Origin of the sequence: Maribacter sp. 2-571, assembly GCF_050589625.1 — a bacterium.
Taxonomy (GTDB): Bacteria; Bacteroidota; Bacteroidia; order Flavobacteriales; family Flavobacteriaceae; genus Pelagihabitans.
The window spans coordinates 67,283-90,925 of record NZ_JBNGOP010000001.1 but is presented as its reverse complement, the minus strand read 5'-3'; the positions used below and the strand labels follow the sequence as shown (position 1 = coordinate 90,925).

The 23,643-nt window shown below is 45.5% G+C and carries 21 protein-coding genes; 10 read left to right on the top strand and 11 right to left on the bottom strand.

All coding sequences use genetic code 11. The features are described from left to right. Positions 1-58: 58 nt before the first annotated feature. The 5 genes from ACRD7P_RS00370 to ACRD7P_RS00350 form a co-directional block, all read right to left on the bottom strand. On the bottom strand, positions 59-1,330 hold the full coding sequence (locus tag ACRD7P_RS00370; RefSeq protein WP_430905477.1) for an adenylosuccinate synthase: 1,272 nt from the start codon (positions 1,328-1,330) through the stop codon (positions 59-61). Positions 1,331-1,365: 35 nt separating this feature from the next. Next, positions 1,366-1,815, bottom strand: a complete 450-nt coding sequence (locus ACRD7P_RS00365; RefSeq protein ID WP_430905476.1) for a Fur family transcriptional regulator — start codon at positions 1,813-1,815, stop codon at positions 1,366-1,368. Positions 1,816-2,032: 217 nt separating this feature from the next. After that, positions 2,033-4,237, bottom strand: coding sequence for a RelA/SpoT family protein (locus tag ACRD7P_RS00360; RefSeq protein ID WP_430905475.1), 2,205 nt, complete (start codon positions 4,235-4,237; stop codon positions 2,033-2,035). Positions 4,238-4,358: 121 nt separating this feature from the next. Continuing rightward, complete coding sequence (locus tag ACRD7P_RS00355) at positions 4,359-5,627, bottom strand: M48 family metallopeptidase (RefSeq protein WP_430905680.1); 1,269 nt, start codon at positions 5,625-5,627, stop codon at positions 4,359-4,361. Positions 5,628-5,729: 102 nt separating this feature from the next. Then, positions 5,730-6,545: a TrmH family RNA methyltransferase gene (locus ACRD7P_RS00350; protein WP_430905474.1), complete on the bottom strand. Its 816-nt coding sequence runs from the start codon at positions 6,543-6,545 to the stop codon at positions 5,730-5,732. A gap of 67 nt (positions 6,546-6,612) precedes the next feature. On the opposite strand from ACRD7P_RS00350, the gene ACRD7P_RS00345 reads away from it, so the two are divergent. Genes ACRD7P_RS00345 through ACRD7P_RS00315 form a run of 7 tightly spaced genes read left to right on the top strand, consistent with a single transcriptional unit; the run spans position 6,613 to position 11,053 of the window. Next, positions 6,613-7,431, top strand: a complete 819-nt coding sequence (locus ACRD7P_RS00345) for a DUF6503 family protein (RefSeq protein ID WP_430905473.1) — start codon at positions 6,613-6,615, stop codon at positions 7,429-7,431. Between the two features lie 36 nt (positions 7,432-7,467). Then, complete coding sequence (locus ACRD7P_RS00340) at positions 7,468-7,710, top strand: MoaD/ThiS family protein (RefSeq protein WP_430905472.1); 243 nt, start codon at positions 7,468-7,470, stop codon at positions 7,708-7,710. After that, positions 7,710-8,129 carry a molybdenum cofactor biosynthesis protein MoaE gene (locus tag ACRD7P_RS00335; protein ID WP_430905471.1) on the top strand — a complete coding sequence of 140 codons (420 nt, stop codon included), beginning with the start codon at positions 7,710-7,712 and terminating at the stop codon, positions 8,127-8,129. Before ACRD7P_RS00340 ends, ACRD7P_RS00335 begins: the two co-directional genes overlap by 1 nt. Positions 8,130-8,145: 16 nt before the next feature. Next, positions 8,146-8,619, top strand: coding sequence for a cyclic pyranopterin monophosphate synthase MoaC (gene moaC, locus ACRD7P_RS00330; protein ID WP_430905470.1), 474 nt, complete (start codon positions 8,146-8,148; stop codon positions 8,617-8,619). Further along, a complete protein-coding gene (locus tag ACRD7P_RS00325; protein WP_430905469.1) occupies positions 8,603-9,208 on the top strand; it encodes an NTP transferase domain-containing protein in 606 nt (201 codons plus the stop codon). Before moaC ends, ACRD7P_RS00325 begins: the two co-directional genes overlap by 17 nt. Positions 9,209-9,216: 8 nt before the next feature. Then, positions 9,217-10,293: a ThiF family adenylyltransferase gene (locus ACRD7P_RS00320; RefSeq protein WP_430905468.1), complete on the top strand. Its 1,077-nt coding sequence runs from the start codon at positions 9,217-9,219 to the stop codon at positions 10,291-10,293. After that, a complete protein-coding gene (locus ACRD7P_RS00315) occupies positions 10,277-11,053 on the top strand; it encodes a sulfite exporter TauE/SafE family protein (protein ID WP_430905467.1) in 777 nt (258 codons plus the stop codon). The genes ACRD7P_RS00320 and ACRD7P_RS00315 overlap by 17 nt, the downstream gene beginning before the upstream one ends. Positions 11,054-11,265: 212 nt before the next feature. Here the strand turns inward: ACRD7P_RS00315 and ACRD7P_RS00310 are convergent, their stop codons facing one another. From ACRD7P_RS00310 to ACRD7P_RS00300, 3 genes are all read right to left on the bottom strand, one after another. Then, positions 11,266-12,552, bottom strand: coding sequence for an amidohydrolase family protein (locus ACRD7P_RS00310; protein ID WP_430905466.1), 1,287 nt, complete (start codon positions 12,550-12,552; stop codon positions 11,266-11,268). 31 nt (positions 12,553-12,583) lie between these two features. After that, positions 12,584-15,535, bottom strand: coding sequence for an amidohydrolase family protein (locus tag ACRD7P_RS00305; protein ID WP_430905465.1), 2,952 nt, complete (start codon positions 15,533-15,535; stop codon positions 12,584-12,586). A gap of 304 nt (positions 15,536-15,839) precedes the next feature. Next, positions 15,840-16,907, bottom strand: coding sequence for a DUF3810 domain-containing protein (locus ACRD7P_RS00300; RefSeq protein ID WP_430905464.1), 1,068 nt, complete (start codon positions 16,905-16,907; stop codon positions 15,840-15,842). 96 nt (positions 16,908-17,003) lie between these two features. Between ACRD7P_RS00300 and ACRD7P_RS00295 the strand changes: the two genes are divergently transcribed. The 3 genes from ACRD7P_RS00295 (at position 17,004) to ACRD7P_RS00285 (ending at position 20,489) form a co-directional block, all read left to right on the top strand. Beyond that, a complete protein-coding gene (locus tag ACRD7P_RS00295) occupies positions 17,004-18,467 on the top strand; it encodes an aminoacyl-histidine dipeptidase (RefSeq protein ID WP_430905463.1) in 1,464 nt (487 codons plus the stop codon). Position 18,468: 1 nt separating this feature from the next. Further along, positions 18,469-19,635 (top strand): hypothetical protein, encoded by a 1,167-nt coding sequence (locus ACRD7P_RS00290; protein WP_430905462.1) that lies wholly within the window; start codon positions 18,469-18,471, stop codon positions 19,633-19,635. Positions 19,636-19,721: 86 nt separating this feature from the next. Further along, complete coding sequence (locus tag ACRD7P_RS00285) at positions 19,722-20,489, top strand: M48 family metallopeptidase (RefSeq protein ID WP_430905461.1); 768 nt, start codon at positions 19,722-19,724, stop codon at positions 20,487-20,489. 154 nt (positions 20,490-20,643) lie between these two features. Here ACRD7P_RS00285 and ACRD7P_RS00280 read toward each other — a convergent pair whose 3' ends face one another. Genes ACRD7P_RS00280 through ACRD7P_RS00270 form a run of 3 tightly spaced genes read right to left on the bottom strand, consistent with a single transcriptional unit; the run spans position 20,644 to position 23,456 of the window. Continuing rightward, positions 20,644-21,759 (bottom strand): peptidylprolyl isomerase, encoded by a 1,116-nt coding sequence (locus ACRD7P_RS00280; RefSeq protein WP_430905460.1) that lies wholly within the window; start codon positions 21,757-21,759, stop codon positions 20,644-20,646. Between the two features lie 30 nt (positions 21,760-21,789). Then, the gene (gene gldI / locus ACRD7P_RS00275) at positions 21,790-22,383 is read right to left on the bottom strand and encodes a gliding motility-associated peptidyl-prolyl isomerase GldI (RefSeq protein ID WP_430905459.1); all 594 of its coding nucleotides are present in this window, start codon (positions 22,381-22,383) and stop codon (positions 21,790-21,792) included. A gap of 50 nt (positions 22,384-22,433) precedes the next feature. Beyond that, positions 22,434-23,456, bottom strand: a complete 1,023-nt coding sequence (locus ACRD7P_RS00270; protein WP_430905679.1) for a DHH family phosphoesterase — start codon at positions 23,454-23,456, stop codon at positions 22,434-22,436. Positions 23,457-23,643: the final 187 nt, after the last annotated feature.

Sequence of the window (23,643 nt, the reverse complement as noted above, 5' to 3'; positions counted from 1 at the left end):
GTATGGGTTTCAATGTTTTCTTTGGTTTCGAAGAACTTGAAAACCACCCATAGTTATTCTAACGGTGTATGGTCTGCGTACGGTCCGGACCTACGGAAACAATTTTTATGGGTACTTCCAATTCTTTTTCCAAGAAAGCAATATAGGCATTTAAACTATCTGGAAATTGGTCGATATGATCCATTTTTGTCAAATCCTGTTGCCATCCGTTCATTTCGGAATAAACCGCCGTTACATTTTCGGGTTCAATGTTATAGGGTAGGTGGGTAATCTCTTTTCCCTTGTAAACATAGGCGGTACATACCTTTATGGTGTCAAAGCCGCTCAACACATCGCCTTTCATCATCATCAAAGCGGTTACCCCGTTCACCTGCACGGCATATTTTAACGCTACCAGATCCAACCAGCCACAACGTCGCGGTCTACCTGTCGTTGCGCCGAACTCGTTACCGACGCGTCCCATGGTTTCCCCGTCCGAATCGAACAGTTCCGTGGGAAAAGGCCCGCTTCCCACTCGCGTGGTATAGGCTTTAAAAATACCGAATACTTCCCCGATTTGATTGGGGGCAATACCAAGGCCCGTGCATGCTCCTGCAGCGGTAGTGTTACTAGAGGTTACAAAGGGATAGGTCCCAAAATCGATATCCAAAAGGGACCCTTGGGCGCCTTCCGCAAGTATTTTTTTTCCGTTTTTACGCGCTTGGTATAGGTATTCCTCGCTATCGATGAACGTCAGTTTTTTCAAAACCTCCACGGCTTCAAAAAAGTCTTTCTCCAAATCTTCCAAGTCGTACTCAAGTTGTACATCATAATAGGCGATCATGGATTCGTGCTTGTCCGCCAAAGCGCGGTATTTTTCTTCCCAATCGCTCATCTCCAGATCACCGACCCGTATGCCGTTACGGCCGGTTTTGTCCATATAGGTAGGGCCGATACCCTTTAGCGTGGATCCGATTTTAGCCTTTCCCTTTGAAGCCTCGGAAGCGGCATCCAACAACCTATGGGTAGGCAATATCAAATGTGCTTTTCTGGATATCAAGAGCGTTTTGGTAATATCAAGCTGAAACTGTTCCAAATTATCCAGTTCCTTTTTAAAGATAACAGGGTCAATAACTACGCCATTGCCCACCACGTTAATGGCATTTTTATGAAAAATTCCCGAAGGTATGGTGTGGAGTACATGTTTGATCCCGTCGAATTCCAACGTGTGACCGGCATTGGGCCCGCCCTGAAAACGTGCGATAATATCGTAGTTGTTGGTAAGTACATCAACTATTTTTCCTTTTCCTTCATCTCCCCATTGCAATCCTAAAAGTAGATCAACTGCCATGTTATTAAACGTATTTTTGTGGTTATTGGTTGTATTTATGATTCTTTTTCCTCATTCCGTGTGCCGTAGAAATAAAGGGAATGGTTGTTGATTTTGATATCGAATACCTCCTCGATGGTCTTTTTGATGGATTGGATACGTGGATCACAGAATTCGATGACCTCTCCTGTATCGGTAAGGATAACGTGGTCGTGTTGCCGGTCAAAATAGGACTTTTCGTATTGCGCCTGATTTTTGCCGAATTGGTGTTTGCGGACCAACTTGCATTCCAATAAAAGTTCAATGGTATTGTAAAGGGTCGCACGACTTACCCGGTAATTTTTAACCTTCATGTTTATGTAAAGTGATTCAATGTCAAAATGGTCGTCACTTTCATAGATTTCCTGCAGGATCGCGTAGCGTTCCGGAGTTTTTCGGTGCCCGTTATCCTCTAGAAATGAGGTGAACACGTTTTTTACGATTTCTTGGTCCTTGTTTGTTGCCATAGTGTTGATATCGCTGCATCAATTCGCAAATGTACAGTTAAATTTTGATTGATGAAACCTTTAAAAGGGGCAATTATCCAAAGATATTCCCATTTGGGAAATGCATGATCCACGGTGCAAAAAATATCGGATAAAGGCTATTGTTTTGAACGGTTTTCGGAACTGGCGCGAAGGTGTTCCGTTATGTGACCGATGGTTGGACCAATTGAAGCCTAGGTTAGATACGGCTCACTTTTTCGATTCCATTGATCTGTTTCAAACGTTCCATTACTTTTTTGAGGATGCCCTTGTTTTTTACCACCACCGTTATGGTTCCCGTAAATGTGCCGCCATCGGTGCTGAAATTGATGTTCCGCATGTTCACGTGCATGTTGTCGGAGATGACCGCTGTAATTTCACTGACCAAACCGAGGTTATCGATTCCGGTGAGTCGAATTTCGGAACGAAACTCTTCTTTTGACGAGTCTACCCATTTTGCCGAAATAATTCGGTAGGCATAATTGCTCTGTAACGAAATAGCGTTCGGGCAATTCTTTTTATGCACTTTGATCCCTTCCGAAACGCTCACAAAACCGAATACGTCATCTCCGGGTATGGGGTTGCAACATTGGGATAAGGTGTAATCCAGTTTTTCTTCTTCCTTGCCAAATACCAAGAGGTCATATTTGGAGGTGATTTCCTCTTTATTGACGTCTTCCGGAATAGGGTTGCGACGCATCTTGTTTTTAAAAAAACTGATAAAGGCATTGCTGTACGAGGAAGCAAAATCCTTGATCATGAGGTTGTCGATAGCGCCCATGCCTACGCGATAAAACAAGTCCAAGCTGGTCTTTAACTTAAAATGGGCCACCATTTTGTTTACCGTATCCTCGTTCAAGGTAATTTTTTGGGTCTTTAGCTTGCGCCGCAACACTTCTTTGCCTTCAAGGGCGATGGCTTTTTGCTCTTCCCGGAGGGACGATTTGATTTTTGACCGTGCCCGTGCCGTGGTGGCGTAGTCCAGCCAGTTTTGATTGGGTTTGGCCTGGTCGGAGGTAATGATCTCTACCTGATCGCCACTGTTTAAAACGGTACTGAGCGGTACCAATTTTCCATTTACCTTGGCCCCCCTTGTGTGCATGCCGACCTCGGTATGGATAGTAAAGGCAAAGTCCAACGGAGTGGCGCCCTTTGGTAGGGATTTTAACTCGCCATTGGGGGTAAAAACGAATATTTCCTTGGCGTACAGGTTGAGTTTGAACTCTTCCACGAAGTCCACGGCGTTCGTGTCCGGATTTTCTAAGGCTTCCTGCAAGCGGTTGAGCCAAATTTCAATACCCTGTTCCTTTTGATCACCGTGTTTGTATTTAAAATGAGCCGCATAGCCCTTTTCGGCAATTTCATGCATGCGGTAGCTCCGTATCTGTACTTCTACCCATTTCCCCCCAGGTCCCATTACGGTGATATGCAACGCTTCATACCCGGTAGATTTGGGCGATGATATCCAGTCCCTCAAACGCACCGGGTTCGGCGTAAAGTGATCGGTAACGATGGAGTAGATTTTCCATGCCAAAAACTTCTCGTTCTGTCGGTCCGAGGCGTATATGATCCGAATGGCGAACTTGTCGTAAATTTCATCAAAGGAAACGTTTTGCGCCTTCATTTTTCGGCGCATCGAGAAAATCGATTTCATACGGCCCTTAATGCTGTAATTTAACCCTTCCTTGTCCAGAGAATTTTCGATAACCTTTTTAAAGGAGTCGATGTATTCCTGCTGTTCTTCCTTGGATTCCTCTATTTTCCCCTGAATATCGGCATAGACTTCCGGTTCGGTGTATTTTAAGCTCAGGTCCTCCAGTTCGGTCTTTATATTGTAAAGCCCGATACGATGTGCGAGCGGTGCGTAGATGTATAAGGTTTCCGATGCAATTCTCACCTGTTTGTGCTCCGGCATGGCATCCATGGTAAGCATATTGTGAAAACGATCGGCTATTTTTATGATAATGACACGAACATCGTCGTTCAGGGTAAGCAGCATCTTTCGAAAGTTCTCCGCCTGTTGGGAGATGTTCATGTCCTTTTTTAAATGCGCGATCTTGGTGAGCCCGTCAACGATGCGCGCAACGGTTTCCCCGAACATCTGTTCGATGTCGTCCAGGGTATATTCGGTATCCTCCACCACGTCGTGCAATAGCGCCGATGCAATCGATACCGCATCCAATCCGATTTCGGAAGCGACGATCTTAGCTACCGCAATGGGATGAAAGATATAGGCTTCGCCGGACTTTCGTCGTTGGTCCTTATGCGCGTCCAGGGCAACCTCGAAAGCCGAACGGATCAGTTTTTTATCCGTTGGGGTCAAGGTCTGATAGCTGATACGAAGCAGTTCTTTATACTGCCTGGTAATCTCCTTGTTTTCTATTTCTAATGCCGCCTCGGTCATACAATATTAAAATTACCATAATCTGTTTGACTACACAACAAAAATGATGCCTGTTTATCGGGTTTACGGGCCATTCATCCCTAATTGTCAGTGATGCGCGCGGTCTTTCCCATTGTTGGTTTTATGAAGTCGGGATACGGGTATCGGTCGTTTTTTTCGACCGTTGTAGGTTTCGGATCCTATCGATCAGCGGAGGATGGGAGTAGTAAGCGAACACATAGGCGGGATGCGGGGTAAGGTTGCTCAAATTGTTTTTGGAGAGTTTTTTGAGCGAGCTTACCAAGGCATCGGCACCGTGGGTATCCTTGGCATAGGTATCGGCCTGGTATTCAAAAGTTCTGGAAAGATGGTTCATGAACAGTCCCGTTAACTCGGAAATGGGACTATACAAAATTGCAAAACCGACCAATGCCGCATGAAAACTCGGTCGGGTGACCCCAATGGCAAGGGATACTTGTGGGTTGTTGATGAAGAGGGATAGAACGAACAAGGTAAGAGCCGTCAAAACAAGTGATAACAGCATATTGAAAACGATATGCTTACGCTTGTAATGTCCTACCTCGTGCGCCAAAACGGCCACGATTTCTTTTTCCTCCAAATCCGAGATCAAGGTGTCATACAAGGTTACTCTTTTTTCCTTTCCAAAACCGGAAAAATAGGCGTTTGCCTTGGTCGACCTTTTGGAGCCGTCGATAACGAAAATATTCTTAAGATCGAATCCTACCTTTTGTGCATAATGTTCAATATCGTTTTTTAACGTTCCTTCCCCTAGCGGAGATTGTTTATTGAAAAGGGGGACGATCAATTTGCTGTAAAACAGGTTCATTAAAATACTGAATACGGCGATCAACGACCAGGCGTATATCCAAAAATGTTGTCCGGCCCACCGATAAAACAACATCACAAGGGGCAAAATGGCCGCACCGATAATGAGGCTCATGATCCATGTCTTTAATTGGTCGATAAAAAATAAGCTTTTGGTGGCCTTGTTAAAACCAAATTTATCCTCAATATAAAAGGTTGCATAATAGGAGAACGGAAGGGTCAACAGACTGCTGCCCAACAATATGGTGCCAAAAAACAGTAACGCCATTCCTATGGGTGCTTCGGTGACCTGCCGTACGAGCCGGTCTACCCATTCAAATCCACCGAAAATCAAAAAAACAAGTGTCAATACCAACGAAAACGAGCTGCGCAATATGCCAAAACGATGGTTTGTTTTTTTGTACTCCTGCGCTTTTTGATAGGCTTCCTTATCGAAAACATCGTCGAGTTCTTCCGGTATGGGGTCGTTATAGCGCTTTGCGTTCAAGCTTTTTAATAGCGTTTCCAATAGAAATTGAAGCAGAAGAATACCGATAATGGTGTAGAAAAGGGTGTTCAAAACAATGTTGGATGTTGGTGTGGTGGAATTTTAATCATTTAAATATAAACCATGGTAACAGCAAAAGATAGCATAAACGCTTTTGCTTGGTTATCGATACCCATTCGTTTATACCTGTTTCTCTCGTTGACGCTTTCCCTCAAAGATAAGGATTGCGGCGGACACCGATACGTTCATGGAGTCTATTTCCCCGTTCATGGGAATGATAATATTCTGATCGGATCCGGTCAACCAAGCATCGGAAAGTCCGGTTGCTTCCGTTCCCATGACTATGGCGGTGGCACCGGTGAAGTCGATCGAGGTATAGGGTTTGGAGGCGCTCAGGGCCGCAGCATAAATTTTGATTCCTTTCTTGGTCAGGTATTGGATAATTTCCGAACTGCTACCAGTGGCAATAGCGTTGGTAAACAGGCCGCCAACGCTCGAACGAACGATATTGGGGTTGTACAGATCGGTTTTGGGATCGGCAATAATAACGGCATCGAGCCCGGCGGCATCGGCGGTACGTAACAACGCCCCAATATTCCCGGGTTTCTCGGGAGCTTCGGCAACCAAAACGAACGGATTCTTTTCCGGTAATTCTAGACCGTCCAAATGATGTGGTTTGCTTTGGCCCAAGGCAACCACACCTTCAGTACTTTCCCTATAGGCAATTTTACGGTACACCTCCTTGCTGACCTGTATCATTTCAACGGTTTTGGGGTATGGTTTCAGGATTTCGTTCAATTCTCGTTCAGAAATAAGATCGGCAGAAAACAACAGGTTCTCGATGACGTAACCCCCTTTGATCGCGAGCCCTAGTTCGAGCAGTCCTTCCAAAACAAATAGCCCACTTTTTTTCCGTTCCTTGGACTTTTCTCGCAGCAACCCTATTTTCTTTACCAAGGGGTTTTGGAGACTGGTTATTTGCTTAATTTCGTTCATTCGGACAAATGTAAATAAAAGTGGTCGGATCGGATTCCCTCCACACAAATTAAAGGCCCAAAAACGAATGAAAAAGAAAATACAATGGCTACTGGTTTGGTGTTGCACCGCTGTTTTTTTGAATTGTAAAGAGCAACCAAGTAAGCGGAAAGAAGAAACGAAGACCGTAGCGGAAACCGAAGTTGTCAAAAGTAGGTTTCCGGAAGCTTTGGTAAACGTGTTGAACGGGCACGGGGGGCTTGAGGCCTGGAACAAAAAAAGGACCCTGCAGTTCGAACTTCCCAATGATAAGGGCGGTGAGGTGCATACGATAGACCTGCGCACGAGAAAGGATAAAGTGACGATGCGGGACGTGAGCATGGGTTTCGATGGTACGGATGTTTGGGTGTTGGACGAGAAAAACAATTTTAAGGGCGACGCGGTGTTTTACCACAACCTAATGTTTTATTTTTATGCCATGCCCTTTGTATTGGCCGATGAAGGAATCCAATACGATTCTGCCAAGCCTATCATTTTCGAAGATTACACTTATCCCGGTATCCGCATTGCTTATAACAATGGGGTAGGTACATCGCCAAAGGACGAATATTTTTTGCACTACGATCCCAAAACGTTTCAAATGGAATGGTTGGGATACACCGTCACCTACGGAACCGGGGAAAAGTCGGATACCGTAAAATGGATCCGTTATGAGGATTGGATGGAAGTTTCCGGATTGAGACTCCCTAAAAAGTTAACATGGTATTCCAATACGGGGCAAACCATGGAAACGGCAAAAAGCAGCCGTATTTTTGAAAATGTTCGGTTGGATACTACGGAAAAACCGGACACATTTTACGCACTTCCCAAAGGAGGAACGGTAGTGGACGATGTGGAAGGATTGTGAATTTTTAAGTACCTTGTACCATAAAAGAAACGGATAATGGAGGTGTTGTTGTTTGGTATTGCAAAAGACATTGTCGGCGCTTCGGTATTGGCAATGGAAAGCTTTGAAAAGCGGCCACATACCGTAAAGGACCTGAAACGGGAGTTGGAACGTTCCTTTCCCGATTTTGGGAAACTTTCGTCCTTGGCCATAGCCGTAAATAGCGAATATGCGGAGGAAGGCACCCAATTGCGTTCTGGTGATGAAATTGCAATCATCCCTCCGGTAAGTGGTGGTTAATGAAGGAAATGAACGTCGAAATTGTGCCCCAGATCGAGCTGGGTAAGGTATACGAAACCCTTTCGCACCCAATGAGTGGGGGCATATGTGTATTTGTCGGTACCGTACGGGAGTTTACAAAAGGCGAACAAGTGGTATCCCTTGAATTTGAGGCTTACGAACAAATGGCCCTTAAGGAAATGCAAAAGATCGCCGATACGGCATCGGAAAAATGGGAGCTCGATCGGGTACTGTTACAACATGCCGTTGGTGTAAAATCGGTCGCGGAACCGGTAGTCGTCGTAGGGGCGTCTTCGGCGCATCGAGAGGCCTGTTTTGCGGCATGCCGTTTTTTGATCGATACCTTAAAAGAAAAAGTGCCGATCTGGAAAAAAGAATTTTTTAAGAACAAGTCCGTCTGGGTGTCCGCCCATCCATAAGATAAAAATGGTAAGAATGAAGAAAGCGTTGTCCCATATCGATACTTCCGGCCGGGCCAATATGGTCGATGTTTCCTCCAAAAACATTTCGGTGCGAACGGCAACCGCAACGGGTAGGGTCACGTTTCCGAAATCGGTATTCGATACCCTTGCCGATCAGAACTTTTTGGGAACCAAGGGGAGTATCGTACAAACGGCGGTCATCGCCGGAATACAGGCCGTTAAAAAAACATCCGATTTGATTCCGCTATGCCATCAACTAAACCTGTCAAAAGTCCATATCGAAATTTTACCCGATGCCCATCATTTGGAAATCAGTTGTACGGTCAAATGTAACGAACGTACAGGTGTTGAAATGGAAGCATTGACGGGTGTTTCGGTAAGTGCCCTTACCATTTATGATATGTGCAAGGCACTTTCCCATGATATTACGATTACCGACATTCGGCTCGAACAAAAAACTGGAGGTAAAAATGACTTCAACCGCTAAACTATATGGCTTGGTCCTTTCCGGAGGAAAAAGCACCCGAATGGGAACCGATAAAGGGTTGATCACCTACCACGATAGCCCTCAAAGAGACCATTTGTATCGGCTGCTCCAGCAGGTCTGTGAAGCGACCTATATCAGCGTACGTTCGGACCAGTTGCCCGACTTGCCCAAAACCATGACCTCGATTACCGATAGCGACCGATATAAGGGGCCCTATAACGGATTGTTATCCGCCCATGAAGCATTTCCCGATGTGGCCTGGTTGGTTTTGGCCTGCGATCTTCCGTTAATGGATGTAGAGGCATTGGAACAACTCGTTTCCGAGAGGGATGATAGTAAAATGGCCACTGCATTTGCACAAAGGGAAGATCCTTTACCAGAGCCATTATGCGCAATATGGGAGCCCAACGCCTTACGCGCTTCCATGGACTATTTGGAAACAGGGCAGGGCAGTTGCCCAAGAAAGTTCCTGATCCATAACGATGTGAAATTGGTATTTCCCAAAAACGAAAATGTATTGTTGAACGCAAATTCAAAGGAGGACTATAACGCTGCATTGTCCAAAATGGGCGGATCTATTTCTTCTTAAAGCACTCCATGGACAACGAAAGGTATAAACGGCAGCTTATTTTAAAAGGCTTTGGTGCAACGGCACAGCAGAAACTGGCAAATGCCAGTGTTTTGGTCGTTGGAGCGGGCGGACTCGGTGTACCGGTGCTAACCTATTTGAACGCCATGGGGGTCGGGCGCATCGGAATTTTGGATGGTGATACGGTTTCGTTTTCAAACCTTCATCGGCAGGTCTTATACGTGGAGTCCGATGTCGGCCTTTCGAAGGTGGATGTTGCCAAGGAAAAGCTTTCCGCACAAAATTCAAATACCGTTTTAGAAGGGTACAACTACTTTCTGACAAAGGACAATGCATTGGAAACAATAGCGCAGTTCGATATTGTCGTAGACGCATCCGATAACTTTCCCACACGTTACCTGGTAAACGATGCCTGTGTACTACTCAAAAAACCATTTGTCTATGGAGCGTTGCATGCATTTGAAGGGCAGGTGAGCGTATTCAATTACCAAAAAGGCCCTACCTATCGTTGTTTGTTTCCGAACATGCCCAAACCCGATGAGGTACCCGATTGCAACGAAAATGGGGTATTGGGCATTCTTCCGGGCATTGTGGGTAATTTACAGGCTTTGGAGACGATTAAATTGATCACCGGGGTAGGGGAAGTGTTATCTGGACAATTGGCCCTGTTCGATGGATTGGGTACCGTACTGCGTAAAATTCGGTTTTCCGCGATACCGGAGAACCTCCAAATAACGGCTTTACGGGACAATTATGAGTTAGAATGTGCCGTGGCGCCCGTTACTTCGGTTACTGCACTGGAATTTCAGGAACTTCTGGAGTTGGGGAACCCGCAGGTAATCGATGTACGTACCTTATCGGAATATGAAGGACAACGGCTTTCGGTGGCCCGCCATATTCCTTTGACCGAGCTGGAGCAGCGTAAGGATGAGATCGATGTTAAGCGTCCCGTTTATTTCCTTTGCCAATCGGGTATCCGTAGTGCCAAAGGCATTTCGCTATTGGCGTCCTATTTTCCGAAAGCAACATTGATCAATGTTACCGGTGGCATGAACCAACTTCGTTCCTATGCTGCTACCCATTGAGCACCTTGTACTGCTGTGCCTTGGTTTTTTTATTGTTGCGGCCTTATATGCTTCTGTAGGGTTCGGTGGGGGATCTAGTTACTTGGCACTATTGTCCTTAACCGTAATCGGCTTTTTTGGCATTCGCTCTTTGGCCTTGGTCTGTAATCTGATGGTGGTTTCCACGAGTACTTTTTTATACTTTAAAAATCGCCATGCCAATTTAAAGGACTTTTTGCCTTTTGTGGTCGCCAGCGTTCCATTGGCGTTTATTGGGGCCTCTTTTCGATTGAAAGAGGAGGTATTCTTTATTATTTTGGGCGGCGCTTTGGTTGTCTCATCGATTGCCTTGGCCTGGCAGACTTTTCATACGGCTTCAAAAAAGGATTTTAGCCGAAGGTATCCCAAATGGGTTTCTTATGGTTTGGGAGCATCCATTGGATTGTTATCGGGTTTGGTGGGTATTGGTGGCGGTATTTTTCTAGCGCCCGTATTGAACCACTTGCGCTGGGCATCTTCCTTAAAAATTGCCGCCTTGGCCAGTTTTTTTATTTTGGTGAATTCCCTTTCAAGTTTGGCGGGACTTGCTGCCGCAGAAACCCTTGCCTTGCCTTTTGTGGAAACTGTAGCATTGATGGCGACCGTTTTTTTGGGAGGCCAACTTGGCATTCGTATCGGTCTTAAGAAAATGACCCCAAGAGCGATAAAAACGGTCACCGCACTTTTGGTATTTATAGTAGGTATCCGGGTATTGGTAAAGAATGGTCTAGGCGTTTTTTAAGGCAGCGTTGTACTGCGATAGGCAAAGCTTGATAACGATCAAATTCAAATGTCAAACACAAATTCAAAATCGTGTTTTTTTTGACTACTTACCACTTCTTACTTTATACTCACTACTCACTACTCACTACTCACTACTCACTACTCACTACTCACCACTAACCACTAACCACTCACCACTGAATACTAAACTACTAAACCCTGAAAAGGGCATCACTTCCCTTCGTACTTCTTCATATACCGTTTCCAAAGTTTCGTTTGGTGTGTTTCCAGAGATATGGCACGTCCGTCAATAAAAGCGTGCGTCAGCTGGTTGCTGCGCATATCGAGCGCATCGCCTTCCGAAACGAAGAGGGTCGCACTTTTTCCTATGGCTAGCGTTCCATACGTATCGTCTATTCCTAAGATTTTTGCCGAGTTTCCGGTAATCAATTGAACCGCTTGCTCCTTATCCAAGCCTTGTCCCGCTACCTGTCCCGCATAAAAAGGGAGGTTCCTTGTTTGAAAATTACTGGCTTCCCCATTTTGAAGGGCCACCAGAATACCGGCATCCAACAATAGCTTCGGTAATTTGTAGGGCAGGTCATAATCCTCATGATCGAAAACGGGCAATTGGTGGGTAAACTGCACCAGCACGGGAATACTGTTTTCTTTTAAGAAGTCTACCACTTTATGGGCATGGTATCCACCGACCAAAACGATCTGGGAAACCCCCTGGTTTTTTGCCATTTGGATGCCATCGATGATCTGACGTTCATTGTCCGCATAAAGGTATAGTTTCTGACTCCCGTCAAAAACGCCTTTCATGGCCGCGAACGCAGGATTCATTTCTTTTGAGGCGCCTTTTCCATACGCCTTGGCACCGGTCAAAAAGGTAGTAATTTCGGTCACTTGTTCCTCGTACTTGTCGTTGGGTTTATATCCGGGGTCTTCGCCCATCCACCACCGACCGGCCCTAAAGGTACTCGGCCAGCGCAAATGTATGCCGTCGTCCACTTTTATCGCGGCATCTTCCCAGTTCCATGCATCGAACTGTACAATGGAAGAGGTGCCCGATATGCGTCCTCCCTGCGGCGTGATCTGTCCGATCAACACACCGTTCGGTCGCATACTTTCCACTACTTTGGATTCCGCATTATAGGCGATGAGGCTTCGGACATGTGGAATGATATCACCAATTTCATCCTGGTCGTTACTGGCCCTTACGGCATTGACCTCAATAAGGCCCAAAGACTTGTTAGGGGCAATAAACCCGGGATAAACGTGTTTTCCGGAAGCATCGATTTCGGTTCCTTTAACGGTCGCATCGGCGGCAATAGCGGTTATTTTTCCGTTTTCGAACACTATTGTGGCATTTTCGATAAGGGTGCCATCACCTAAATGTGCCGTAGCCCCGGTAATGCTAATTGCCCCGTCCTGCGCCGGAGCGGGTGTTTGTTGTGCATTGTGCTGCAGGCACACGCCTAAAAGGACAATCAGCGCTATAACTACTTTTTTCATGGGATATCGGTATAATTGGTATAGTGACATATTATCGGGATTGGCAGTGCATTTGTTCTTTCTTGTTCATTTTCGGAGGTTGCGTTTTACCGCCTTTGTCTTTTTCCGTCAACATTTTTCCGATGAGGCGGTTGCGCTCCTCGCGGACCGATTTTCGCAGTTCCCCATCTTTTTGCAGATCAAAGAAAATTGCGCCGTCGATCATCGTTTTTTCAGCCTTGGTGTAAACGGACATAGGGTGCCCGCTCCACAGGACCAAATCGGCATCTTTTCCGTTTTTGATGCTTCCGGTACGCTCCTCCAGATGTAATAATTTTGCTGGGTTTATGGTCACCATTTTCCAAGCCTCCTCTTCGCTAAGGCCCCCGTATTTGACAATTTTAGCGGCCTCTTGGTTCAATCTCCGGATCATTTCGGCATCATCGCTATTGATGGCTACCGTAACCCCTTGGCTTTGCATGATGGCCGCGTTGTAGGGAATGGCATCGTTCACCTCATATTTATAGGCCCACCAGTCGCTAAAGGTACCGCCGCCCACACCGTGTTCGGCCATTTTATCGGCCACTTTGTACCCCTCTAGAATATGGGTAAAGGTGTTCATGCGAAATCCGAATTTTTCCGCAACTTTCATCATCATGTTTATTTCACTCTGTACATAGGAATGGCAACTGATAAAACGTTCCCCGTTTAAAATTTCTACCAAGGTCTCCATTTCCTCGTCCGTTCGGTACGGTTGACCGCTCTTCTTCCGTATTTCATACTCTTTGGCACGCTGAAAGTAATTGGTGAATACCTGTTCAACGCCCATCCGGGTCTGTGGAAATCGATTAAAACTGCCCCAATTGCTTTGTTTTACGTTTTCGCCCAATGCGAATTTGATGAACTTTGGCGTGTTCCCATAAATCATGTTATCGGCACTTTCGCCCCATTTAAGTTTCATAATGGCCGATCTTCCCCCTATGGGGTTTGCCGATCCGTGTAACAACTGCAAAGAGGTCACGCCACCGGCCAAAGCATGGTAGATGCCCTTGTCCTCGGGGTCGACCACGTCTTCCATTTTTACCTCTGCGGTGGAATTGTGACCGGCCTCGTTGACGGATAGTGCGGCAATATGGCTGTGTTCGTCTATAATACCCGCTGTCAGGTGTTTTCCGGTAGCATCGATGACCTGGGCGCCACCGGCATTTAAATCTTTACCGATTTTTACGATTTTTCCATTTTTGACCAAAACATCGGTATTTTCTAGGACACCTTCCGATTCTCCTGTCCATACCGTCGCATTCCTGAAAAGGGTGTTTTGCGGTTTCGGAATGGCATCATAGCCATAGGCGACATTGGGAAACTTGACCGAAATCGGGCCAGGCGTTTCCTGCGTTTTGGAATCTTCTTTTTTAGTATCCTCAAAGGCTTTTGTCCGGGTCACGGTGAACGAACGCTCCGCTCCCTTTGGCAAAACGGCCTTACCGCTTATATCAGTTGTATTTTCAAGGACGTTGGCCACAAGCCGGTAACTTTCCTTTTTCGCCTCATTGAAACTTAATTCGAACCAATTGCCCGCATGGTTAAATTTGGAAGTCAATACCAGGGTGTCTTTTTTTACCTCGGCCGTTTGTTTTGCAGCGGTTCCTTTGATCGCTAATGAAAAACGCTGATTCCCGATAGCGAGTGTATAGTCGCCCCTTAGGTCTTTTTTGGAAAAATCGTTGATTACGTTTTTACGTCCTTGTACCCAATTTTCGTAGAGTACCGTACCGGAGGCGAACAGATCACCTGAGGTAACGATAAAGTTGGCCTGACTACCTTTTTTCAACGACCCTATTTCGGCCGATTTTCCCAAAATTCTGGCGGGAACGGTGGTAAGGGCGGCCAAGGCCTCTTTTTTGGATAATCCTCGCGCCAAAGCTTTTTTTATTTTTGCGTCGAACGCTTTGGTAGACTTTAGTTTATGAAGCGTAAATGCGAACGGAACATTGTTTTCGGCAAGTATTTTTGGGTTTGATGGTGCTTGGTCCCAATGCCGCATGTCCGACAGCGACACATACTCCGAGTCGTAAGGGTTGGACACGTCGTAGGCCTCGGGAAAATTCAAGGGCAATACTAATGTGGCCTCCGTTGCCTTGATATCCGCTACCCGTTCGTACTCGTCCCCACCACCTACAATTACATATTGAATGCCAAATTGATCACCGATTCCATCGGCCCGGATCACATTGCCCTTGTCGCCGGCCTCAAAAATTTGTACCTGGCCCTTATTGGCGTTCAACGCCTCCAAAGAACGGTCCTTGGTGGTTACGTTGCCCTTGGCGTACCAATCGGCATCATAATACATTTGTCGCATCAAGGCCATGGCCCCCATTAAGGATGTTGGGTACGACTGTCGTTTGGCGATACTCTTTTTGAAAGAAAAATAATGGCCCGAGCGGTCTTCTAAAATACGGTCCGCTTCATTTCCATGGGGGTTGAGGGCGATCAACACCCCGGTACCTCTGGCAATTCCGTCCGGGATATGTGCGTTGACCACTCCAAAACCTAGGTTTCGAAGCGCTTTCGCTTTCTTATCGTCATAGGTGAATTTTGTGACCGCATCATTTTCGGGCATGATATGGTCGTTCCAATAAAAGCCCTCCCGCGACGGTTCGTAAACCGCGGACCGACCATCGCTCTTGGCTTTTTCGGGTTTTTCAATTCCAAAGTCGGAGTACAAATCGATAAACGAGGGATAAATCTGTTTTCCTTTTAAATCGATGGTTACCGTATTTTTTGGAATCGCTATCGCTTTTCCCGTAGCGACCACTTTTCCCTTTTGTATCAAAAGTGTTCCATTGTCGATGACCTCGTCCGGTGTCACATAGATCTTGGCGTTTGTAAAAGCGGTGTAGTTGTTGTCGTTAGCCTTTACGCCATCGTTTTTTGGAAAGTATTCTTGGGCAAAAACGGCCGTTGCGCACCAAAAAAAGGTTAGGGCAAACATTCTTTGTTTCATCTGGTAAGGTATCAGGTTATTAGTCCCGTTAAAAATAGGGGAAGTAGCGTAATTTTATCCTCTTGTCGGGATATTTTAACGTTTCAACGGTGATTTTATACCAATTTAGCTTTAAAATAACACGTATAGAAATTGAATTATTTTTTAGGTATTCAAGGCAAAAAACGGAAGCATAGCCGTAGCTATGGTTATTTTTTTTAACGAATAATAACTGAAAAAGAAACTATTTATTTGTGCTATTTCAAAGTTAAATTGGTATTCTACCATTTCTGATAAGCTATAGGATACTGGGGGTGCAACGGGGCTATATCGGATGCTTTTTATGGTAACCGACCATAAGACTGACCACCCTTCCATAGCTTTGTATGCCATCTGCCTGATTGTTGGCCTTTAAAAACGTACTGAAAACGGATTCAAAAATAGGCTCGAAAGGATTTTCATAACGCGTATAAAAATCACGGAGTTCTTGGTAGTTGGCCTTCACACCGTTGTTGAGGGTGCTGTACAATTGTTCGAATTCCGTTTCATTTTCCCTGGCGATGGCACTTAAGCAATGGCTGAGCGCGTAGGCATAGGCCGAATATTGAAAGTAAGGGTCTTTGTGGCGCACGGTTACCAAATAACCGATAAAATTGGTTTCATTTTCAGCGGCATACCCGATCTGGTGGCCAATTTCATGTCCACTGATTACGGGAAGTCTAAAAGCGGGCGTCAATGCATTTACTTGGGCCTCGTTGGTAAAAGGGTTCAAATAGCCCCCGATACCCAGATAACTCGATAAGGTGCTATAGCCCGAAGCCTTAATGCTCGGGTTGGTGTAGGTTAAAAAAGGAATTCTTTTTTTTATCTCTGCATATCCGTATACCGTTTTTTGAAAAATTTCCTCTTGGGGATAGGGAACGTTTACCATTTGGGTACTGTCGCCGGTCAAAGAAAATTGTAGGGTATTCGTTTTTTGGATCAATCGTTCGGTCAGTTTCAGTAATTCCGGCTTGGTAATGCTATCGGTTATCGCCAAGTTTTCGGCAATTGGGCGACGGTAGTAATTGAGGCCCCAGACCAAATGGAACGTGAAATAAAAAACGGACAGTACGGCCACGACATTGATCAGAAACCGAAAGGGTTTTCTTTTGATATGGCGCCACTTATGCACAAGGTACCACAGTATGCTGAGCAACAGCAGACTGTATACCAACTCCCCGATGGAAAAAGGGATCCACCCAAACGCCCAGCGAAACAGACCACTTATTTCCGGGTAAAGTCCCTTACTATAATACTGTTCTACCCATTCCGGGCGGTTTCCGAACCATTTAACGAACAAAATTTGAGGTAGTATGGCAAGCGCAATCCCTTTACGCAGGTTATCCTTCATATGAATTTTACAAACATGGATTCTAAAATATCAAATTTAGCTATTTAACCTACATGCCGATTTTTAAATCTTATTTTTGGGAAAACCTTCTTACTGATGAACCCTGATATACGATCCTTGGAGCCTCAAAGGCTATGGAACAAATTTGCCGATCTTAATGCCGTGCCCCGACCGTCGAAAAAAGAGGAGCGGGTAATCCGATTTATGGTCAACTTTGGAAAATCGCTGGGGTTGGAGACGTTTACCGATACCATAGGGAACGTTATCATCCGAAAACCGGCCAGTCCGGGAATGGAAAACCGTAAAATGATGACCTTGCAATCCCATTTGGATATGGTACACCAAAAAAATGCCGATACCAAATTTGATTTCGACACCCAAGGGATAGCGATGTATATCGACGGGGATTGGGTAAAGGCCAAAGGAACTACTTTGGGCGCCGATAATGGACTAGGAGTGGCTACGATAATGGCACTTTTAGAGGGTACCGAAATAGCGCACCCACCGTTGGAAGCCTTGTTTACCATCGATGAGGAAACGGGGATGACCGGAGCGTTGGGATTGGAGCCAAACGTGCTTCAAGGAACTATTCTACTGAATCTGGATACGGAAGAAGATGATGAACTGGATATCGGATGTGCAGGGGGAATAGATGTCACGGCCGAAGGTACCTACGAAAGCGATCTGCCGTTACGGGATCATGTGACGTATGAAATTACCGTAAAAGGGCTATCGGGCGGCCACAGTGGTATCGAGATACATAAAGGATTGGGAAATGCCAATACGATCATGAACGGCTTGTTGTTTGCGGAAAGTGGTCCCTCAGGTATGCGAATCATTCAAATAGAAGGCGGTGGCCTTAGAAATGCGATTCCAAGAGAGAGCAAAGCCCTTGTTGCGGTACCCAAAGACGGGGCAAGCGATTTTGAGGCAAGGATGCATCGGTCCGCCGAGACGATTGTGACCACCCATAAAAAATTAGACCCCGAAATGAATATCGGAACAATGCTGGTAACCGCTTCCGGTCCTCCAATGAAACAAGAAGCCCAAGCTGCGCTATTGGAAGCATTGAAAACGGCACATAATGGCGTATATGCCATGAGTGCCGAAATTCCTGATTTGGTGGAAACTTCGAACAATATTGCCAGGGTAACCGTTCGGGATGGCCGTATCCAAATAAGTTGTTTGACCCGCTCTTCGTTGGAGACGGGCAAAATGGAATTGGCCGGCAACTTGCGGGAAACGTTCGAAAAAGCGGGATACCAAGTAACCTTCAGCGGAGATTACCCGGGATGGAAACCCAATCCGAAATCGCCCATATTAAAAGTGCTGGAAGAAACCTACACGGAACGATTCGGAGAACGACCCAAGGTTGTGGCATGCCATGCCGGATTGGAATGTGGTATTCTGGGCAGGCATTATCCCGAAATGGATATGATCAGTTTTGGCCCCACCATTTTGGGAGCACATTCCCCTGACGAGCGTGTTCAAATTTCTTCGGTACAAAAGTTCTGGGGATTTTTATTGGACGTTTTGAAAAAGATACCTAAACTACATTAATATGAAACAAATCGCTTTTTTTTTACTGTTGACGGTCCTTGTTGGCTGTAAAACTACGAACGATACCGGAAACGTAATCGAAAGTACCGACGCCGCTACCTTCGTTCTTGAACTCGGGGAAGATGCTTTGGACCAGTCCATGATCGCCGATGGCACCCTATCCTGTTCAGGCTGTTCGGTTTCGTTGGAATCCATTGCGGGGAAGCCGGCAATCGGCATTACCACCGATCAAGAGTTTTCCGACGGTTTTATCGATCTCAAAAAATTATATGGGTATCCGATCAATTTTAGGGAAGCGGATTATTTGGAACTGGAACTCTACGTGCCCAAGGATAGTTGGATTACCGCTTTAAAGTTCAACTACAAGGATGATGAGGGGAATTTTGGAGGATGCCACGAAATCGCCAATAACTTTCACGGCAATTACGATCGGTGGATCAAGGTAAAAGTAGATTTAAAAGAAGCGTTGGCCGACTGCAAAAATTGGGTGGGCGACAAGAGCCCTATCCCGAATACTGCTAGCCTCTCTTTGAATCCCTATAATACCCATCAAGCGGATAGCTCGGCTATTTATGTACACCGGATCCGGGTGGGCAACGACCTCCCTGCCGGTGATTTTGTTGCGGCACTTTCCGCGAAACCCGATACCATCACCAGCCCATTTGTAATGGATTTTGAAGATACCCCGCATTTCCGACAAATATTGGCCTATCGGGGATTTGAGTCCTCAGGCCAGGCTTTTGGGAAAAATAAATTTGGAAATCCTACCAATGCCGTACGCTTAAAGAACAGTAATGATGTGAAACGAAAATTCACTTGTTTTCTTCCCATGTTCGATAAGGTGACGGGCAGTCCCGTAGATTTTACCAAAGTGAAAAAAATATATTTTGATTATTACCTTACCGAGGAAAGCGATGCTTTTGAAGATGCCACCCTTTTTCTTACCGGGCAGCATTGGGGCCAGATTTTAAAGGATTCCAGTGCTATTAAAGGTTTTAAAACGGGCTCTTGGGAAAGGGCGGAAATCTATATGGACAGTTTGGACCTTCGTTTGGTGAAAGGCGAGGTAAGCCCGATTTCGGAAGTGTATGAGCTGCGGTTGGATCTAAATTACCTTCCCGGCAAGAAAAATACCGAAATGTGGATGGACAATTTTGGATGGGAATAAACGTTATTTCCCTGAAAAGGGGGAATACCCGGCCTAGGGAAACTACTATCTTTAGCGCATTAACAAATATGAAGAAAACGTATCTTATGAAAAAAGTGATTACGCTCCTTGTTATCGTTATGGCAGGAGTATCTGTACAGGCACAGTTCGGAAAAAAATTATTGAAAAAGGGCAATGTGGATGCTGCCAAAAAGGTGACCAAGGCGGCTACGCTATCCGATGAGGACATGGCGGCCCTATCCTTACAATCCGTTGTATGGATGGATGAAAACAACCCCATAGCAGCGGTCGGAAGCCCTTACGGCGACCGTTTGGCAAAATTGGTGGAAGGATTGGAGACCGAGGACGGACTGGAATTGAACTTTAAGGTATACGAGGTGGTAGATGTTAACGCATTTGCTACACCTGATGGCAGTGTTAGGATAATGGCCGGACTCATGGACCTGATGACCGACGCCGAAATTTTGAGCGTAATCGGTCATGAAATCGGACATGTGAAACTGGGACATTCCAAAAAACGCTACCAATCCGCATACACCATTTCCGCTGCCAAAGATGTAGCGGTAGCCAATACCGGTGCCGGAAAAGTACTGGCCGACGATGAGGTGGGCGGTTTTGTCGAAAATGTGCTCAACGCCCAATTTTCACAGTCGAACGAGTCCGCTTCGGACGCGTACGGGTTTAAATTTTTGGTGGCGCATAACTATGATTACCATGCCATGGAAGGCGCTTTTCAAAAACTGGCCGACTTAAGCGGCGACGGTGGTAAGGGGTCTTTGACCTCCTCGCATCCAGGATCCGCAAAACGTGCGGAGCGGGCCAAAAAGTGGGCAGAAGAGCAAGACGCAAAATAACGGCATAACGGTCCTGCTATAAGGTAGTACCGTGATGTTCCTTATAAAAAAGACCCGATCCAGTTGTGGATAGGGTCTTTTTTTATGAACGCAGCAAATATCTGCCCGTAAGCGTATGCTTTATATCATTTCAAGGTTAAAATGGTAACGGCCGCTACTCTTCGGTTTCCGCCATACCGGTAATCTCGATATCAAAAACCAAATTGGAACCACCGGGAATCGGACCGTAATTTTGCTCGCCATAACCCAAATGTGGGGGGATGAACAGGCGCACTTTATCCCCGACTTTCATGGTCATCAAGCCTTCCTTGAAACCGGCGATCAAGCTGGCGTCAGGGCTGTAATCCATTGGGGTGGGCTCGTACCTACCGGCCGCTTTCATACGCTCGTCAAACTTATCGAATTTAACGAGTACATCTTCGTAATTGCTATCGAACAAAGTACCATCGCTCAGGTAACCTGCGTATTTCACCATTACCTTTTGGCCCACTGCAGGTTTGGTGCCCGTACCCTCCGTAAGGGTTAACGTTTTTAGCCCTGAAGGAAGTGAAGTAGCCTTTTCTTCATCTGTTTTGAAGGCTGCTGCCGTATCGGCCAGGAGCTTTTTCTTTGCGGCCAATATCCGTTCTTCCTCGGCAAAATAGGCAGTCAATACCTTGTCCGCCTTAAATTTTTTGGCATCCCGCCCGTTGCGTATGATTTCCACGGTATTCATGGTTACCGGCGATTCGGGTCGGTTTTGAGCTCCTACGGTGACATTGGCAATAGAATCGACTACGGCCATGCCTTCTACCACTTCCCCAAAAACGGAGTGCTTTCCATCGAGCCAAGGCGTTTCTTTATGCGTAATAAAAAATTGACTGCCATTGGTCTTAGGCCCTGAATTTGCCATGCTGAGAATTCCCGCCTTGTAGTGGGTCAACGAATCGTGGAATTCGTCCTTGAATTTATATCCCGGACTACCGCTTCCCGTTCCAGTGGGATCTCCCCCTTGGATCATAAAATCTTTCATGATCCTGTGGAAGGTAAGTCCATCATAGTATTTTTTACCTTTGAACTCTTCCGCAACAAAAGTATTTTTACCTTCTGCCAAGGAAACAAAGTTGGCAACGGTAACCGGCGTTTTTTCATATTCGAGTTTTACGACCACGTCGCCCATATTGGTTTTGATGTCGGCAAAAAGCCCATCGCCCAAATCCGCATATTTGCTCGATTTACAACTCGCTAGGGCAAAGGCCACCGTGAACAGTAATAGATATAGGTTTTTCATTTGTAAGGGTTTCATTTAATATTAAAATTGTTATTGAATTTGTTGTGTTTCTTCCGGAGCAGGTACTACTTTAAGAATGGATATGGTCGCCTTTAGCGGCATGTTAATTCCCACCTTATCCCCATCTCCGGGATATCCGTATGCGAGGGATGAGGGAAACAAAAATGTGGCGACTTCCCCTTCTTTTAAGATTTTTATACTATTTCGAAGTCCGGGAAAGAGTTCTTGCTTGTCCACTTTGTACACCTGTACTCCCTTGGACTCCATGCTGTATAGGGTGTCGTTTTCAAAACTAACGAGATTGTAGGCCATGGTCACTAAATCGTCCGGTTTTGGAAGGTATGTTGCCGTCTCGTTCTTGATATCATAGTAGTACCACGAACCGTTGGCACTTTGGCGGTATTTGTGCAGCGTATCGCTTTTGATAATTTCTTGCATTAGCGCTTCTTCCGCCGCTAAAATTTCCTTGCTCCTTGCTATGGACTCTTCGTAATAACTGCCGCTCTTAACGTCTTTTGGTCTTCTGGGTTCCGGTTGTCCGCAACTTACCGCTAAGAACATTAAAAGTAACGATAGACAAAAGTTGACTTTAAAAATAGTCGAAAAAATCGGTATTGCTTTCATACGGCTTTCCAAGCGCTTTTCGTTTATATGGTACGTAAACCAAAAGGGTTTTAGACGTTTTTTACAAGGGGTTTTCTGGTCGCTTTTACATAATCCAAAAAGCGCGTTATGGTCTCTTCCATAGAAAAATCGCTTTTTCCCCCCGCGGCGTTTTTATGCCCGCCCCCTTCAAAATAGGTCCTGGCAAATTCGTTCACGGAGAAATCCCCGCTGGAACGGAACGATATTTTTATAATGCCTTCCTCTTTGTTTTCAATAAAGATTACGGCGAAATTTATACCCTCTAAGGTAAGGCCATAGTTCACGATGCCCTCGGTATCGCCTTTTTTGTAATCGTACTGGTTCAACTCTTCTTGACTTAGGGTGATATAGGCGGTGGCATAGGCATCCAATATCACCATATTTTTGAGGGCACATCCCAAAATATGTAACCTGCTCGGGGCATTGGTATCGAACACCTGAGTGTGTATTTTGGTGTTGTCGGCACCCTTTTCGATCAAATCGGCGACGATTTGGTGTGTTTTTGCGGTAGTCGATGCGTATTTAAAGGAACCGGTGTCCGTCATAATGCCGGTGTAAAGGCAGTTGGCAATATCCGCGGTAATGGCTTGCCCGCCATCGAGCGACATGATGAAATTATAGACCATTTCGCAGGTGGAACTCATGGTGACATCGGAATACATGACCGCGGCATAATCCTCAGGACTTTGATGATGATCGATCATGATAAAGGGTACATCCAGCGTTTTTAAAAGCGGTTCCATTTGGCCGGCCCTTCCCAAATGGTTAAAATCCAAAGTGAATATCAAGCTGGCCTCGTTCAATTTTTCTTTGGCCTGTATGTTCTGTTTCTCAAAATTGATTACGCCCTCACTACCCGGAATCCATTTTAAGAATTTTGGAAAATCGTTAGGGGCCACCACAGCTGCGGATTGCCCCAGTGAATTTAGAAAATGGCACAGTCCCAAAGTAGAGCCGATAGCATCACCATCGGGGTTTTTATGGGGTACGATAACGATTTTTTGTGGTTGGGAGAGTAATTTTTGTACGGTCTTAATATCCTCAAAATTCATGGGCGCAAAGATACAATTTAATAACATAGTGGTATTGCTGAAAAGTGCTATTTTTAGGACAAAGAAATTGTATTGTTATGAAATGAGCCATAACAATACTTGATACCGACCGAAATGATTATTGGCGAATTACATCTGACCATTAAAAAACAATAAATATTAACAGATGAAATGGGCATAAACTTGT

Bases quoted from the DNA above. Each gene is read 5' to 3' on its own strand.
- ACRD7P_RS00370 (WP_430905477.1), bottom strand. From the start codon at position 1,330: ATGGCAGTTGATCTACTTTTAGGATTGCAATGGGGAGATGAAGGAAAA.
- ACRD7P_RS00365 (WP_430905476.1), bottom strand. From the start codon at position 1,815: ATGGCAACAAACAAGGACCAAGAAATCGTAAAAAACGTGTTCACCTCA.
- ACRD7P_RS00360 (WP_430905475.1), bottom strand. From the start codon at position 4,237: ATGACCGAGGCGGCATTAGAAATAGAAAACAAGGAGATTACCAGGCAG.
- ACRD7P_RS00350 (WP_430905474.1), bottom strand. From the start codon at position 6,545: ATGAACGAAATTAAGCAAATAACCAGTCTCCAAAACCCCTTGGTAAAG.
- ACRD7P_RS00345 (WP_430905473.1), top strand. From the start codon at position 6,613: ATGAAAAAGAAAATACAATGGCTACTGGTTTGGTGTTGCACCGCTGTT.
- ACRD7P_RS00340 (WP_430905472.1), top strand. From the start codon at position 7,468: ATGGAGGTGTTGTTGTTTGGTATTGCAAAAGACATTGTCGGCGCTTCG.
- ACRD7P_RS00335 (WP_430905471.1), top strand. From the start codon at position 7,710: ATGAAGGAAATGAACGTCGAAATTGTGCCCCAGATCGAGCTGGGTAAG.
- moaC (WP_430905470.1), top strand. From the start codon at position 8,146: ATGAAGAAAGCGTTGTCCCATATCGATACTTCCGGCCGGGCCAATATG.
- ACRD7P_RS00325 (WP_430905469.1), top strand. From the start codon at position 8,603: ATGACTTCAACCGCTAAACTATATGGCTTGGTCCTTTCCGGAGGAAAA.
- ACRD7P_RS00320 (WP_430905468.1), top strand. From the start codon at position 9,217: ATGGACAACGAAAGGTATAAACGGCAGCTTATTTTAAAAGGCTTTGGT.
- ACRD7P_RS00315 (WP_430905467.1), top strand. From the start codon at position 10,277: ATGCTGCTACCCATTGAGCACCTTGTACTGCTGTGCCTTGGTTTTTTT.
- ACRD7P_RS00310 (WP_430905466.1), bottom strand. From the start codon at position 12,552: ATGAAAAAAGTAGTTATAGCGCTGATTGTCCTTTTAGGCGTGTGCCTG.
- ACRD7P_RS00305 (WP_430905465.1), bottom strand. From the start codon at position 15,535: ATGAAACAAAGAATGTTTGCCCTAACCTTTTTTTGGTGCGCAACGGCC.
- ACRD7P_RS00300 (WP_430905464.1), bottom strand. From the start codon at position 16,907: ATGAAGGATAACCTGCGTAAAGGGATTGCGCTTGCCATACTACCTCAA.
- ACRD7P_RS00295 (WP_430905463.1), top strand. From the start codon at position 17,004: ATGAACCCTGATATACGATCCTTGGAGCCTCAAAGGCTATGGAACAAA.
- ACRD7P_RS00290 (WP_430905462.1), top strand. From the start codon at position 18,469: ATGAAACAAATCGCTTTTTTTTTACTGTTGACGGTCCTTGTTGGCTGT.
- ACRD7P_RS00285 (WP_430905461.1), top strand. From the start codon at position 19,722: ATGAAAAAAGTGATTACGCTCCTTGTTATCGTTATGGCAGGAGTATCT.
- ACRD7P_RS00280 (WP_430905460.1), bottom strand. From the start codon at position 21,759: ATGAAAAACCTATATCTATTACTGTTCACGGTGGCCTTTGCCCTAGCG.
- gldI (WP_430905459.1), bottom strand. From the start codon at position 22,383: ATGAAAGCAATACCGATTTTTTCGACTATTTTTAAAGTCAACTTTTGT.
- ACRD7P_RS00270 (WP_430905679.1), bottom strand. From the start codon at position 23,456: ATGAATTTTGAGGATATTAAGACCGTACAAAAATTACTCTCCCAACCA.